Source organism: Francisella persica ATCC VR-331 (assembly GCF_001653955.1).
Lineage (GTDB): Bacteria > Pseudomonadota > Gammaproteobacteria > Francisellales > Francisellaceae > Francisella > Francisella persica.
Map to the genome: position 1 here is coordinate 1,404,944 of NZ_CP013022.1, position 13,836 is coordinate 1,418,779.

The window sequence follows — 13,836 nt, forward strand, 5'->3', positions numbered from 1 at the left end:
GGAAATACAATGCCATTTCATCCAAGTTTAGCAGCATTATTAGATACCCCTGAAATCAGAAGAATCAAAAAGCTTAATTTAACAGAGCAGCGTGAAATTTTTACCAATATTTCTATCGAACAGATTAAACGTTTACAGCGTCCTAATATTATTGAAGAAGATATCAAACTAGATAATAATACTGTCTTGAGGCATTACCAACCTAAGAAAGCTAGTGATAAAGCTGTACTTTTTATCCATGGTGGTGGGTGGTGTTTAGGTTCGATAAATACTTATGATCATGTGTGTAGATATCTATGTGATCAAGGTAATTTGAATATCTTCTCGCTAGAATATGGCTTAGCTCCTGAACAAAAATATCCAGTAGCAGTTGAGCATGCTTTATATGCTTATGACTGGTTATATCAAAATAATAACAAGTTAAATATAGTAACTGAAAATATTTTTGTTATGGGTGATAGTGCTGGAGGCAATCTTGTAAGTATAATCTGTCATGAACGCCAAGAGAATGTACCTAAAGCTCAAATTTTAGTCTACCCTGCTGTTGATATGTATACTAAGTATGATAGTAATAAAAAGTTTGATGAATATAAGTACCACTTAACTATGGAGTGGTGTGAAATGTTTCTTAAGGCTTATTTAGGGGATGAAATCTTATCAGAACCTAAAAAACTTAGACAGCCAAGTGTTTCACCACTATTTTATCAAGCAACTAAGCAACCTGATACATTAATTATAGCAGCTACTCATGATATCTTAATAGATGGTATCTATGCTTATGAGAAAAAACTCAAACTGCAAGGAACTCTAGTAGAAACTCATTACGATGATGAAATGTTCCATGGTTTTATGGGTATACTAGGCATAACTCCACTTGAAAACCCTAAAATAGCTTTAGATAAGGTAATTAAATTTATCAATCAAAGATAAAAATACTATTATAAATTATGACTCCAATTTTTAAAACAGATAAAAAATCTGGTGAAAGGTCAGAACAACTTATTAAAAGATTTAATGAACTACCTGCTTTTGTAGCAACTGGTGGCGAGATAGTTTTTGTATCAGATGACTTTCTTGAAGTACATCTAAAGTTTAATCTGACAGATAATACTAAAAACTATTATGGTACCGGCTTTGGTGGAGCAATATATTCTTCATTAGATCCAATCTACCCATTACAATTATATAATATTCTTGGTGATGATTATGTTGTCTGGGATTTATCAGCAAATATTGACTATCTTAAGCCCATTACCGATCATGTCTATGCAAGGTTTCTATTATCACAACAAACTATCACTAAAATAAAGCAAGATGTGATAACAAAAAACAAGTCTGTGATTAGCTTACCAGTTTCTTACGAAGATGCTGATAATAATATTTATGCAAAAGCAAATAAAACGATATATATAGCTGATAAAGAATACTTTAATAATAAACAGAAATAATTTTACTAATTTTTTAAAAAGCATTTATAATAGCTTGTTTTGTAATTTGCTTAAGTGAATCAATATCATCTAATGTACTATTAAGTGGAGGTAACCAATAGATTGTATTACCTAACGGTCTAAGTAATGCTTCTAACCGTATAGCTTCTTTATAGACGTAAAATCCAAATCTATCTTTTGCAACATCCAAATCAGCAGCAATTACTCCACCAAGATTACGAATATTCTTGAAAATATTAATTTGACTATTTATTTCTAAAAATGCTGCCAACATATACGATTCTAATTTTGTAACATTAGCTAAAATATTTTGTTGCTCAAATATGTCTAAAACGCTATTTGCTGCGACTACTCCTAAGACATTACCACTATGAGTATGCGAATGTAAAAATGCCTCTGATACTTTATCTTTATAAAACATATCATAGTAGTTATTTTTTGTTAGAGTAATACTAAAAGGTATCACCCCAGACGTTATGCCTTTTGAAATGCATAAAAAATCAGGGATAATATCCAAATAATCTAAAGCAAATAATTTACCCAATCGCCCTACTCCAGTCATTATCTCATCAAAAATAATGTAGATATCATTATCTCTGCACCAATTACATAACTTGTTTAGATAATCTTTACTATACAATAGCATACCACCTGCACCTTGACAGATTGGCTCAACTATTAGAGCATTTATAGACTCTTTATGCTGCTCAAGATATTTTTTTGATTTTAACCAATGATTCTCAGCATTTAACCATAAAGGATCACTCTTGCCAGTAACATAAGGAATATTTTTTAGTTTAAAACTATCAAATAATAACGCCTTATATGGTTCAGAATATAGACCACAATCACTAACACTCATAGTTGCTAAAGTCTCACCATGATATGAGTTTTCAAGGGATACAAAATTTATTTTATCTGATTGATTACGCAACTGTCTTAGATGTATAGTCATCTTTAGAGCAATTTCAACTGCAGATGAACCATCAGCAGCATATAAAGTTTTATCCATTGCTGTTAATTTGCATATTCTTTTGCTAAAACGCTCAACTTCATCATTAGTTGTATTAGCAAAGATGGTATGCTCAAATTTATCAAGCTGCTGCTTTAAATTATCTATGATATATGGATGTCTGTGCCCTAATGATTTACACCACCAGCTAGATATAGCATCAAAAATTTTGTGACCAGCTTGAGTATATAAATAACTACCTTCAGTTTTATAAATGTGCAATGGTGGAACTTTTTCAAAATCTTTCATTTGCGTGCATGGGTGCCAAATATTTGTACTATATTTCATTGTAAACCTATTTGCTAGTTTAAAGTTGACATAAATTGTATACAAGTTATAGAATACTTTACAACTATAAAAATACATCTAAAAATATAAAAATGAGTTTACAGAAAATCAAAGAAATTTATACTAGACCATTAACAGAGCTTATTCTAAAAGCTTTAGAAATCCATAATAAAAATTTTGGCAATGATATAGAACTTTGTTCATTAAAGAGTATAAAAACTGGAGCATGTCCTGAAGATTGTAAATATTGCCCTCAAAGTGGTCATTATAATACTAATGTTGAGAAGCATAAGCTGCTTGATATTGAAACTATTCTAGCTGAAGCAAGACAAGCTAAAAATAGTGGTTCAAAAAGATTTTGTATGGGTGCAGCTTGGAAAAATGTTCCTAAAAAAGATTTTGATAAGATTGCAGAGATTATTAGCGAAGTAAAGAAACTTGGTTTAGAAACATGTGTAACTCTCGGAAGTATCAACGCTGATGAGGCAACCAAGCTAAAGCAAGCAGGACTAGATTATTATAATCATAACCTTGATACTTCAAGAGACTTTTATCCTGAAATAATTACCACACGCAAATTTGATGAAAGAATTGAAACTATAAGAAATGTTGCCAACGCTGATATAAATGTCTGTTGTGGTGGCATTTTAGGCATGGGTGAATCTTTAGATGATAGATTTAATTTATTGCTAGAGTTATTACAACTACCTTCACCACCTAAAAGTATTCCTATAAATACCTTAATACCTGTCAGAGGAACTCCTCTAGGAGATAGATACACTGAAGCTCAAATTGACAGCTTTGAATTAGTAAGATTTATTGCAACTACAAGAATACTTTTTCCGCAAGCACGCTTAAGGTTATCAGCTGGTAGAGAAAATATGTCTATGGAAACTCAAACTCTATGCTTTCTTGCCGGTATCAACTCAATATTTTATGGTAATAAACTGCTAACAGAAAATAATGCTACCATTAATTCTGATAACTTTTTATTAGCTAAACTTGGCTTAGAATCTAGTACTGAATTATGCTAAATTTACAAGATAAATATATCCAATATCAAAAAGATAATTTATTAAGAGAGTTAACTACTTTTGTAAAAGATGACTCTATTATAGATTTTACAACTAGTGATTACCTTAACTTATCTGCAGCTAATAATCTAAAAGAAGCAATAATCACTGGATTTGATAAATATGGTTTCGGTAGTAAAGGATCTAATATAGTCTGCGGCTATACCGATGAGACCCAACAATTTGAGCAAGAGTTTGCAAATTTTGTTAACTATCCTAGAGCTATATTTTTTAGTTCAGGTTTTATGGCAAACTTAGCTATCTATTCAACATTGTTTAGTAAATATGACACAATATTTGCAGATAAATATATCCATGCTTCTATTATTGATGGTATCAAACTTTCACAAGCAAAACTTAAAAGATATCAACATCAGAAATTAAATCAGTTAAAAGATATTTATGATGATAAAAGTTTTATAACTACAGAGGGAGTTTTTAGCACCTCAGGTACAATTACTCAATTAGATAAACTAATAAAAATTACTACTGATAAACTAATAGTTGATGAAGCACATAGCTTTGGTATTTTAGGTAAAAATGGTAGAGGTGCTATTAATAAATATCAACTAAGTTATAAAAACTGTCCTATTAGTGTTTTTCCCTTAGGTAAAGCATTTGGTGGAGTTGGTGCTGTAGTCTGTACTACTCAGAGAATCTATAACTATCTAATCCAATTTGCTCGTAACTATATTTATACCACGGCATTACCACCACTAATGTTAAAAGCAGCAATTTTACAATTAAAAAATCTAGCTAATGCTGATGTTAATAGAACTAAACTCTACCAGAATGTCGATTTTTTTAACAAATTATGTGATGCGAAAAATCTTAAACTAGTATCTAAAGATTTCTCTGCTATTAGAAGCATATCTATAAATGATGCTAATTTAGTAATGCAGCTAAAAAATAAACTCTATCAAAAGAAAATAGTAGTATCTTGTTTTAGATACCCTACTGTTCCTAAAAATCAAGCAATATTAAGATTTTCACTTCATAGTAGTAATACTTTTGATGAGATTCAACAAGCTTTAGAAATTATCTCAAAAGAGGTTCATCATGGATATATACGATAAAGTTAAAAGTAACTTTTCAAAAGCTTGTGAATACTCTAAAAATTCTACGATCCAAAATCAAGTTCGCCAGTTACTTTTAGCACAAACAATTAATCACTCAAAGTTAGTTAATTATAACCATACCAATACAATTCTAAATTTGGGTGTACGTGATTTTTCTGAACCATTAGAGTTAAGTAAAATTTTTTGCGCTACTAAAATTGATGTTTGTGATATCGTATTACCTAAAAGATCAGCTAATATCGATAACATCAATACTTTTAAGCTTAATTTTGATAAAGATTTAGAACTTATTAGTGATAATTATGACTTAGTCTTTTCAAATATGTCATTTCAATGGAGCCAAAATCTTAAGCTACTAATTAAAAATATCTCAGGCAAATTAAACAATCGTGCCATTCTCGCATTTAGCACTGTTCTTGATAATAACTTCCATCAAATAAAAGATATTTTGAGAATAAACAGAATGCATAATATTAATGATATTTTAGATTTTATCAAAAATGCTAAGCTAAAATGTTTGTATCAACAAGATTTATATTTAGATATTAATTTTAACAATTTTCGCGAGTTAGCCAAACATTTAAAATCTACTGGTGTTAATACTTATATTGGTGATAAAAATAAACAGAATTATAAAAGTATAAAAAAACTCTGCTTAAATCCAAATCAGTTTAACCTTAGCTATCATGTCGGAATATTTATCTGTTTTAAAGAGTAGTAATTTATGAAAAAATTTTTTATTATTGGTACAGATACAGAAGTAGGCAAAACTTATATCTCAACTAAGCTTATAAAAGCCTATGAGTCACAGTATATCAAATCACTTTGTTTAAAACCTGTAGCGTCTGGTAAAAGTCAATTTTCAAACCTTTGTGAAGATGTAGAAAATATCTTAAAAGCTTATGATAATAAATTTTCAGCACAGAAAATAAACTTAATATCATTTGAACAAGCTGTTGCTCCTCACATAATCGCAACAAAAATGGGAACAGATATTTCTATTACAAAGCTTAAACAGTTTATCGAGGATAGATATAATAACGATCTAGATATTATCCTTATTGAGGCTGTTGGTGGGCTACTAACTCCATATTCAAATCAACTAACTCAACTTGATTTGATAAAGGCACTTCAAATACCAGTAATACTTGTATCAGCTATCAAAGTTGGTTGTATTAATCATACGTTACTGACAATTAATGAGCTTAATAGACACAATATCAGACTAGTAGCTTGGATAGCTAATTGTAGTACTCAGAACATTGAATTTATTGATGAGCAAATAAAAACCATAGAAGAGTTATCAAAGCATAAATGTAGTGCAAAAATAGCGCAAAATACTGACTATTTAAATTTTATAGAATTAGCTAATATGCTAGTATCTCCTGACGAAAATGAGTGACTTCCTTGTTGATAATCAACAATTATCTCTCCACTCTGAGATAAACCTAGATATTTGTAATTATCAAAGTTTTTATCGGCTAACTTTAATGAAAACTGTTTATTTTTTTTAGATAATTAATTTTTCAAACTCTTATTTAAAATAACAAAAACCATAGTTAGTAAAGATAGTTAAATCTTCTTTGATAGCTTTTATTAGTTGTATGAGTAAATTAGTCCTATTAGCATATTTTTGAGATTCTAGCTTTATTGAAGTCCAGTTTTTATAAATTTCTTGATTATGTTGCATATTGACATTTATACCAAAACCTATAATACCTCTGCTGAGATATTTATAATTACTCCAGCTATTTTTTATCATTGATAAAATATCATTTGGCCATTTTAATTTAGCATTTTAATCAAGTCTTTTTAGTGTTTTAACTATACTCATCGTAACAACTAAAGATAATACATTTAACTTTGATATGTCTAGTTCAACCACCTCAAGTAAATTACAGTAAATATTCTTACTAAATGGCAAAATCTATTTTTGATTTAAACGTACAAAACCATATGTTTGAAATTCTAAGATAAAATCGTATTATCATAAAATTATTTTGGTTTCCAATTACGTATTTTGATGTTTAATCTACAGAGTAAAAAAATAGTTTACGTTTTTAAAAGCCTTAGCTAAATCATCTATTTTTACTAGATCTAATTTTTCTTCTAGATAATCAACTCTTAAGTTAGATGATAATGTTATTTGATAGTTGTCTTTAAGTGCTTTGATATTTTTTGAAATAGCTTCTCTAGATATACCTAACTTTTGGACAATATCCTCACCACTTACATATTTTTTATCATCTAAAATTATATTTGTTGCTGAGTTTTATTCATTTAATCTTACTCTTTTAATAAAATTTACAAATTGCTATATCTATCTAAATAAAAAGCAACACCAAAAACTTGGAAATCTCCTTTAGTCTCTGACAATTCTATTTTGATTTTTTTTAGCAGATTGAATAAAGGCAAGTGTTTTAATCTCATCCCACATTGTTGTTTCAAAATATTACCTTACTGACCAAGCTATTATTATAACTTTAGAATCTATAGTAAACGTTATAGACTTTTTTTGTCCAATAGTAAAACTTTGCATCATTATCTATAAAAACAGGCACTTTACTCTTTTGCTATTGTTTGTTTTACTACATCTATAACTTAATTTGGCATTATGTTCTGCATTTACATGGATTTTACTCAAAAACAATCTAGTAGACTATTACCTTGTAATCTACCAACATTTACTTTAGTATCATCAATATCGACACCTATTATTATATTATTCTTAACTTAAATTTTTTAATCATGTTATTTCGCTTATTTAATAAATAAATCTTTTAATTTTATTGTTTTATTACCAACTAATGGATTTGCTGTCATAGCAACATATAAGATAAATATTATAGTTAGATAAACAAAACACATACCAACTTTTTAAACCTAAAATATTTCCTATATTACCTACAATTAATGACACTATAGCTCCACCAATTATTCCGGTACAATATTCTAGATACTGTTCCATGGTGAGACTTTAAAGAATTCATGCCCAACGATAAAACACCACCATACATTGATTGATGTCAGAAAACCACAAACAAGGAAGAATACTAAAGCCATAATATCTGACCCAAACAATGCTAAAGATAAAGATATTAACTATAAAATTAGAAATATTTTAAAAATATTTTTATATACCTAAAAATACAAAATACACACTACATAATCAGAAATAGTGCTACTTATTAACCATACCGTTTCGGTATTGAAGCTATGATAGTAATTCAAGAACTTAGAAATCTAAACACTAATTACTTGTTCTTGACCAACATATGCAAATATCGCTAAAAGTATATTTCATTACAACTTTATTTTTAAAAGACTTAATATCGTAGAGAAACCTTCTAGCTTTTCATTTTCTTTTAACTCAACTTCTGGAAATTTAATTAAGATAATAAATAATACCAATAAAAACATAACTATTGCATTAAACCAATATACTGCAACCCAACTAAAATTTGTTCCTGTTAGCTTATACAAAGAATAGTAAGAAATAATTACTATTACCATAATAAGGAAGATTCATTACTAATAAGACAAAACAAATGTATTTCACAAATGAAGAGCAAGTAAAATCAAGAGTAGATGAAACTGTCAAAAAAATTGGGCGTATTAATACAGTTATTAATAACACAGGTATTCAGATAATCTCACCTATTGTTGACTTTAGTGTTTCAGCGTGGAGAAAATTGTTTGATATCATAAGGTACTTATTTAGTAACTCAAGCAGCTATGAGACATATGATTGAACTAAAAACTGGTGGAAGAGTTATTGTGGTTAATTCGTTAATTCGGTTTAGCATCAAAAAATAAGGCAGCTTATATTGCTGCAAAACACTCTTAACTAGGTTTTGTTCAAGCGCTTGCCAAAGAAGTACGGAATATAATATTTCATCAAACCTATATTTGTCCAGGCTTTGTATTAACTCTACTAATATAAAAGCAAATTCCAGAGCAAGCTAAAGAGCTAAATATTTCTGAAGAAAAAGTTGTAAGAAGTATTATGCTTGGTGGTACTGTTGATGGTAAGTTTACAACAGTTCAAGATATTACTAATATCGCTATCTTATTTTAGCAGGATTTAAAACAAATGCTTTAACAGGTCAGAAAATTTTAGTTAGTCACAACTGGGGAATGTAAACAAATCTAACTCTTCTGTGCTATATTACTCTCATGTTAATTCTATTTTAAAACTATAGATGTCTACAAACTCAAATATCATAAAAAAATTAGGTCAACTAATTATGATGGATTTTCGCTATTGGAGTGAAGATTCAACTAAACAACCTATCCCATTTGTAAAAACAAATCAAACAATCAATAGAATTTTTAAAGATTATAATTTAGGTGGATTTATTCTTTTTAGAGAAAATATACAAGATAACCAACAAACCATCTCTTTATTGAGAGAGTTACAAGCAAACAATGCTATACCTCTATTTTTCGCTACTGATCAAGAAGGTGGCCAAGTAAATCGTCTTCAACAAGGTACTAGTGGTTGCGGTAATATGGCATTAGCAGCAACTAATAATCCTAATAATTCTTACACCATGGCTAAGTTAATTGGAGATGAATTATATTCTTTGGGTATAAATATCAACTTTGCACCTGCTGTCGATATTAATTCAAACAAAAATAATCCAATTATTGGCGTAAGATCATACTCTGATAATTCAGAAGTAGTTACTAAGTATGCGAGAAATGCTATAGCTGGTTACCATGATGCTAAAATTATAGATTGTGTTAAACATTTCCCTGGTCATGGTGATACCTCGACAGATAGTCATTTAGATAATGTAATCTTATCTAAGAATCTTAATAGTTTAGAAACTACAGAGTTATTACCTTTTAGAAAACTTACTAATATCTGTAGTATGGTTATGACCGCACATATAAGTGTACCAGTCATAGATGACACTCAGTACAAATCAATATCAACTGGTAAAAATATTTATGTGCCAGCTACGCTATCTTATAAAATAATTACAGAACTTCTAAAACAACAAATAGGGTTTGATGGGCTAGTAATATCAGATGCTATGGATATGCATGCTATTACTAAACATTTTGGCACTATTGAAGCAACAAAATTAGCAATATTGGCAGGTGTAGATATTGTACTTATGCCAGTTCGGGTATGGTCAGAAAAAGATATTTATATATTAGAAGATCTTTTTAGCGAGCTAAAAAAAGAATATGCTAAAAATGTTAAATTTGCTAGAGCAGTTGATAAGGCTTATGACAATATTATCAGCTTTAAAAAACAACATAAACTTGAGCAAAATTTGATATTTAAAATATCAAAGAAAGAGCAGCTTAAGCTAGCAGATCAAATAGTTAACTCTTGTGAACATCAAAAAATAGCTTTAGATATAGCTAAACAAAGTACAACTGTAGTTAAAAATTCAGGAATTATTCCATGTAAACTTAGCAAGCTACAAAATATCTTAATTATCGATACAGACAATCAACGTTTAGCAGGCTTTTGTAATGAATTACAAAAAGTAGTAATAAATAATAGCTCAAATGCCAATATTACCTGCGAAAATATTAATAATGAAAATATTGAAAATAGCATTAAAAATGCTGATGTAATTTTACTAGTTTCAGCAAATTTGCGTGAGTATAGTTATAAATATAGTTATCTAACTTCTATAAAGCCAAAGCAAACTATAAATATCGCGGCAATTACTCCTTATGATATCAACTATATTGATAATATAAAAAATTATATTTGTATATATGGCTCGACCTCTATGGATCAAACCAATTATACAAAGACATCACTAAAAGTTAATATCCAAGCTGCATTAGAAAATATTTTTGATGATAAAAAAATAATAGGAAAACTGCCTGTTAAAATTTAGAGATTTAAGATACTTTTGAGCCAAAAAAAATCAAAATAGATATCTTTTCCATTAATTCCGTTTTAAAAAATTTTTTCATGCATAGAAAGCATAAACTTTTGAACCACAGAAAAAGTATTGTGAATTAATTTTATCATCTTTAATATACTCACGAACTAAACCGTGTCTAATCAAACTAATCCTTGATTTGCATTAGTTACTGCAATATTTTCATATAAAAAAATAGTCTCTAGCCTTGAATTTTCTTTTGTTAACTTTTCTAATAAATCAGCAAAAGAATGTTCTTTTCTACTTTTTTTACCACAAACAAAAAGTATTTTTCTTTGATTGTTTGTTTTTAGTTATGATAGCAGACAGCATACTCATTAGAGGTGTAATGCTAATACCGGCTGAAATTAAAAATAATGGTTTGTCTAGATTCCTATTTAGTTTCTAATGGAGGAGCTACTTCAATTTTATCAACGACTTTAACCGCATCAAATAAATATTGAAATACACAACCTTGCTCTTCTTTCTTTACGGTTATTACTTAGGTAATCTTCATATGTAGCAGATGAAATACTATAATTTCTCATAGTTGTTGCTCCATTATATGAAAGTCTTACTGTTATATATTGACCAGGTTTAAAATCAAATTTATTAAAAGAATTATTTTTTAGCTAAAAAGAGCATGCACTTATGCTTTCATGCTCTTTTTTGACTATTTCAAATTCTTTGAAATTATCCCAATCATAATGTTATAAGTTTTCTTTACATATACTCTTTTCACGATTAATAAAAACCTCTGCAAATAAATTATAAGCTTCTGTTCAAGTTATAACTACATCGTGACTATCAGATAAATTCAATACCTCCTTAATTGACTCTATCGAATTAGTTCCAACAATTGTATAATGTTCATCTTGAATTTATAGTGATGTATGTTTTTGAGCTATTAGCTCTATTGTGTTACCTAGTACTTTAAGATTTTCAATATTTTTTTGTAAAAATGCTTTGTTAATTTAATATAGGAATTGTTGTTTTATTGTATCATATTTTTTTTGTTTAATATTAATTGACCTCCAAACTTGAAATTATGATTATATATCATATATGTATATTATTAATTTATACAACTTTATCTTATACTTTGGATATATCTTTTCAAGAAAATTTTATATGAATCTAACTTCTTTTACTGATTACTCACTAAGGATATTAATAATATTATTAGGATCAAATCCTAATCAAAAATATAAAACTAAAGATCTTGTTGAAATTTTAGATATTAAGTTAATCATGCTACAAAAATTATAAATTAACTATATAGTTTAAAATATATAAAATCATATAAAGGCAGATTTGGTGAAGTATCAATTTCTCAAACTACTTATAGCATAAAGTTATCAAAGATTGTAAAATAACTAGAACCTATTGAATATTTTGTAGAATGCTTTAATAAAGATACATCTACATGCACATTAATACCAAACAGTAAACTCAAATTTATATTAAACCAAGCTAGTAATGATTTTATAACTAGGTTAGAAAACTATACTTTTGCAGATATTTGTAATATCTCAATAGAACAGCTAGAACATGATAATTTAAAACTAGATCTTCACATCTTCGTTAGCAAATATAGTTACACCTTCTTAACTAGATAAGACATAAAACTTATTTGGGTGAGTTTACTTTTTTTATAATCATTAAAAGCCAAAGAACTATACATCTTTAGATTTATCTTTTACCACAAGGATATTTAATTGATTAGATTTATTCCAGTATTTGACAAATTTATCAAATTTCATTAGATACTTTTTTACACTTGACTTAGGAAATTATCTAACATCATCTAACTTACCTTCACCGTTAATAATAACTACATTGCGTTTACTATAGAAAATAATATCATTTAAACAGGATTACTCTCAAATACTTTTGGTTGCATCATGATATTTTTGATATATTTTAGATATTTTCTGAGCTGTTTTATATTTAGAACTTTTATCAAAATAATCTCCTAATACATAACTAAAATTCGCAACACAATCATCATTACTCAAAAATATACTACTATTTAACTGAAAATAGCTTTTTATCTAAATGATTTAATCGCAATCAAAACCACTATTAGAGCAATTTCTAACTTACTGAATTGTTGTAGATCAATATTTTTAAAAAATGAATAGCTACAATTATGGATAATGGTAATATTAATGGAGCTAAATATACAAACAGTAAAGACTTAGAAATACACAAAAATATAAATATAAAAGCTGGCCAAATAACTAAAAACCATTTATCTGAATTTTGTTTACAACTTTTAAGCACTTGTTTGGAGAAAAATTCCTTAAGAATTTTGGGCAAAAATAAAGTCCATGGAAATAAAGCTCCAATAATAGCCAAAAAATAAATAACCTTAGAAACTTCTCTATTTTGTTCATTAGAAAATATCTAAGTATTTACTGTACGACTATATAGTAATATGCAAAATTAGGATGATATTGTTCAACTGCAAAAGTCCATGATAAAGATATAACGGCAACTAATTATTAAACCTAAATAAAGCTATAATATCAAACAGTTGTTTGTACTGCCTGGTCATAGCATATAAGCTAACTATAACCGATTGGAAAAACTATTTCAATTAACCCTTTGAATAACTACTAAACCTGCAAAAATAAATGCTAAAATAAGCCAATATGTACTTTTTTTTTGTAGTTGTCGTCATACTTAAGACTAAACCCAATAGCTTAATAGTAATATTTATAAATACTGCTATTGCTAAGTCGATATTTAAATACCTACCAATAAATAGGAATAAAACCGTACTTAAACTTATATTCTATAGATATATAATGCAGTTTGACGACATTCTAATATTTTTCTTACGGTGAATATGGGTCAATACCAAAGATATACCTAGTAATATTGGATTTACTAATCTTGCTCCTCAATTATTCTCACTAAAAATACTCATAAATATATAAGTAATCCAATATACTAATGACAGTTTATGAAAAAATATTATGCCATCAACATAGGGAATATAAAATTATGGTTTGCTAGCATTTATATTGCTAC

General features: G+C 28.0%; 12 protein-coding genes and 3 pseudogenes. 9 read left to right on the forward strand and 6 right to left on the reverse strand.

What is annotated here, in order from left to right; translation table 11 throughout:
- Positions 1-9: 9 nt before the first annotated feature.
- Together bioJ and FSC845_RS06170 are read left to right on the forward strand one after the other, a co-directional pair.
- The gene (gene bioJ / locus FSC845_RS06165; protein ID WP_068594369.1) at positions 10-930 is read left to right on the forward strand and encodes a pimeloyl-ACP methyl ester esterase BioJ; all 921 of its coding nucleotides are present in this window, start codon (positions 10-12) and stop codon (positions 928-930) included.
- A gap of 17 nt (positions 931-947) precedes the next feature.
- Positions 948-1,448, forward strand: a complete 501-nt coding sequence (locus FSC845_RS06170; protein ID WP_068594374.1) for a PaaI family thioesterase — start codon at positions 948-950, stop codon at positions 1,446-1,448.
- Between the two features lie 13 nt (positions 1,449-1,461).
- On the opposite strand, the gene bioA is transcribed toward FSC845_RS06170, so the two are convergent.
- Positions 1,462-2,748: an adenosylmethionine--8-amino-7-oxononanoate transaminase gene (gene bioA, locus FSC845_RS06175; RefSeq protein WP_064461154.1), complete on the reverse strand. Its 1,287-nt coding sequence runs from the start codon at positions 2,746-2,748 to the stop codon at positions 1,462-1,464.
- 92 nt (positions 2,749-2,840) lie between these two features.
- Between bioA and bioB the strand changes: the two genes are divergently transcribed.
- From bioB to bioD, 4 genes are read left to right on the forward strand one after another with little or no spacing between them, the layout of a single operon-like run.
- Positions 2,841-3,782: a biotin synthase BioB gene (bioB, locus tag FSC845_RS06180; RefSeq protein ID WP_064461748.1), complete on the forward strand. Its 942-nt coding sequence runs from the start codon at positions 2,841-2,843 to the stop codon at positions 3,780-3,782.
- Positions 3,776-4,897 carry an aminotransferase class I/II-fold pyridoxal phosphate-dependent enzyme gene (locus FSC845_RS06185; RefSeq protein WP_064461155.1) on the forward strand — a complete coding sequence of 374 codons (1,122 nt, stop codon included), beginning with the start codon at positions 3,776-3,778 and terminating at the stop codon, positions 4,895-4,897. The genes bioB and FSC845_RS06185 overlap by 7 nt, the downstream gene beginning before the upstream one ends.
- Positions 4,881-5,618: a methyltransferase domain-containing protein gene (locus FSC845_RS06190; protein ID WP_064461156.1), complete on the forward strand. Its 738-nt coding sequence runs from the start codon at positions 4,881-4,883 to the stop codon at positions 5,616-5,618. Before FSC845_RS06185 ends, FSC845_RS06190 begins: the two co-directional genes overlap by 17 nt.
- A gap of 6 nt (positions 5,619-5,624) precedes the next feature.
- Positions 5,625-6,302 (forward strand): dethiobiotin synthase, encoded by a 678-nt coding sequence (bioD, locus tag FSC845_RS06195; protein WP_064461157.1) that lies wholly within the window; start codon positions 5,625-5,627, stop codon positions 6,300-6,302.
- 132 nt (positions 6,303-6,434) lie between these two features.
- Here bioD and FSC845_RS09130 read toward each other — a convergent pair whose 3' ends face one another.
- The 4 genes and pseudogenes from FSC845_RS09130 to FSC845_RS10175 form a co-directional block, all read right to left on the reverse strand.
- The gene (locus FSC845_RS09130) at positions 6,435-6,662 is read right to left on the reverse strand and encodes a hypothetical protein (protein ID WP_227806588.1); all 228 of its coding nucleotides are present in this window, start codon (positions 6,660-6,662) and stop codon (positions 6,435-6,437) included.
- Positions 6,663-6,932: 270 nt separating this feature from the next.
- Positions 6,933-7,157: an HTH domain-containing protein gene (locus tag FSC845_RS09135; protein WP_322786754.1), complete on the reverse strand. Its 225-nt coding sequence runs from the start codon at positions 7,155-7,157 to the stop codon at positions 6,933-6,935.
- Between the two features lie 503 nt (positions 7,158-7,660).
- A pseudogene (locus tag FSC845_RS10170) lies at positions 7,661-8,038 on the reverse strand (MFS transporter); the annotation flags it as partial.
- Between the two features lie 108 nt (positions 8,039-8,146).
- Positions 8,147-8,438: pseudogene (locus tag FSC845_RS10175) on the reverse strand (MFS transporter); the annotation flags it as partial.
- A 10-nt stretch (positions 8,439-8,448) separates the two neighbouring features.
- On the opposite strand from FSC845_RS10175, the gene FSC845_RS09140 reads away from it, so the two are divergent.
- Both FSC845_RS09140 and FSC845_RS06215 read left to right on the forward strand, forming a co-directional pair.
- Positions 8,449-8,652 (forward strand): SDR family NAD(P)-dependent oxidoreductase, encoded by a 204-nt coding sequence (locus FSC845_RS09140; protein ID WP_227806589.1) that lies wholly within the window; start codon positions 8,449-8,451, stop codon positions 8,650-8,652.
- Between the two features lie 450 nt (positions 8,653-9,102).
- A complete protein-coding gene (locus FSC845_RS06215) occupies positions 9,103-10,770 on the forward strand; it encodes a glycoside hydrolase family 3 protein (RefSeq protein ID WP_064461158.1) in 1,668 nt (555 codons plus the stop codon).
- A gap of 476 nt (positions 10,771-11,246) precedes the next feature.
- On the opposite strand, the pseudogene FSC845_RS10180 reads toward FSC845_RS06215, so the two are convergent.
- Positions 11,247-11,399, reverse strand: a pseudogene (locus tag FSC845_RS10180) (hypothetical protein); the annotation flags it as partial.
- Positions 11,400-12,949: 1,550 nt separating this feature from the next.
- On the opposite strand from FSC845_RS10180, the gene FSC845_RS07910 reads away from it, so the two are divergent.
- The gene (locus tag FSC845_RS07910; RefSeq protein WP_064461159.1) at positions 12,950-13,165 is read left to right on the forward strand and encodes a hypothetical protein; all 216 of its coding nucleotides are present in this window, start codon (positions 12,950-12,952) and stop codon (positions 13,163-13,165) included.
- The last annotated feature ends 671 nt before the right edge of the window (positions 13,166-13,836 follow it).

Excerpts from the sequence above, each read along its gene's own strand:
- bioJ (WP_068594369.1), top strand. The coding sequence starts at position 10 with ATGCCATTTCATCCAAGTTTAGCAGCATTATTAGATACCCCTGAAATC.
- FSC845_RS06170 (WP_068594374.1), top strand. The coding sequence starts at position 948 with ATGACTCCAATTTTTAAAACAGATAAAAAATCTGGTGAAAGGTCAGAA.
- bioA (WP_064461154.1), bottom strand. The coding sequence starts at position 2,748 with ATGAAATATAGTACAAATATTTGGCACCCATGCACGCAAATGAAAGAT.
- bioB (WP_064461748.1), top strand. The coding sequence starts at position 2,841 with ATGAGTTTACAGAAAATCAAAGAAATTTATACTAGACCATTAACAGAG.
- FSC845_RS06185 (WP_064461155.1), top strand. The coding sequence starts at position 3,776 with ATGCTAAATTTACAAGATAAATATATCCAATATCAAAAAGATAATTTA.
- FSC845_RS06190 (WP_064461156.1), top strand. The coding sequence starts at position 4,881 with ATGGATATATACGATAAAGTTAAAAGTAACTTTTCAAAAGCTTGTGAA.
- bioD (WP_064461157.1), top strand. The coding sequence starts at position 5,625 with ATGAAAAAATTTTTTATTATTGGTACAGATACAGAAGTAGGCAAAACT.
- FSC845_RS09130 (WP_227806588.1), bottom strand. The coding sequence starts at position 6,662 with ATGATAAAAAATAGCTGGAGTAATTATAAATATCTCAGCAGAGGTATT.
- FSC845_RS09140 (WP_227806589.1), top strand. The coding sequence starts at position 8,449 with ATGTATTTCACAAATGAAGAGCAAGTAAAATCAAGAGTAGATGAAACT.
- FSC845_RS06215 (WP_064461158.1), top strand. The coding sequence starts at position 9,103 with ATGTCTACAAACTCAAATATCATAAAAAAATTAGGTCAACTAATTATG.
- FSC845_RS07910 (WP_064461159.1), top strand. The coding sequence starts at position 12,950 with ATGGATAATGGTAATATTAATGGAGCTAAATATACAAACAGTAAAGAC.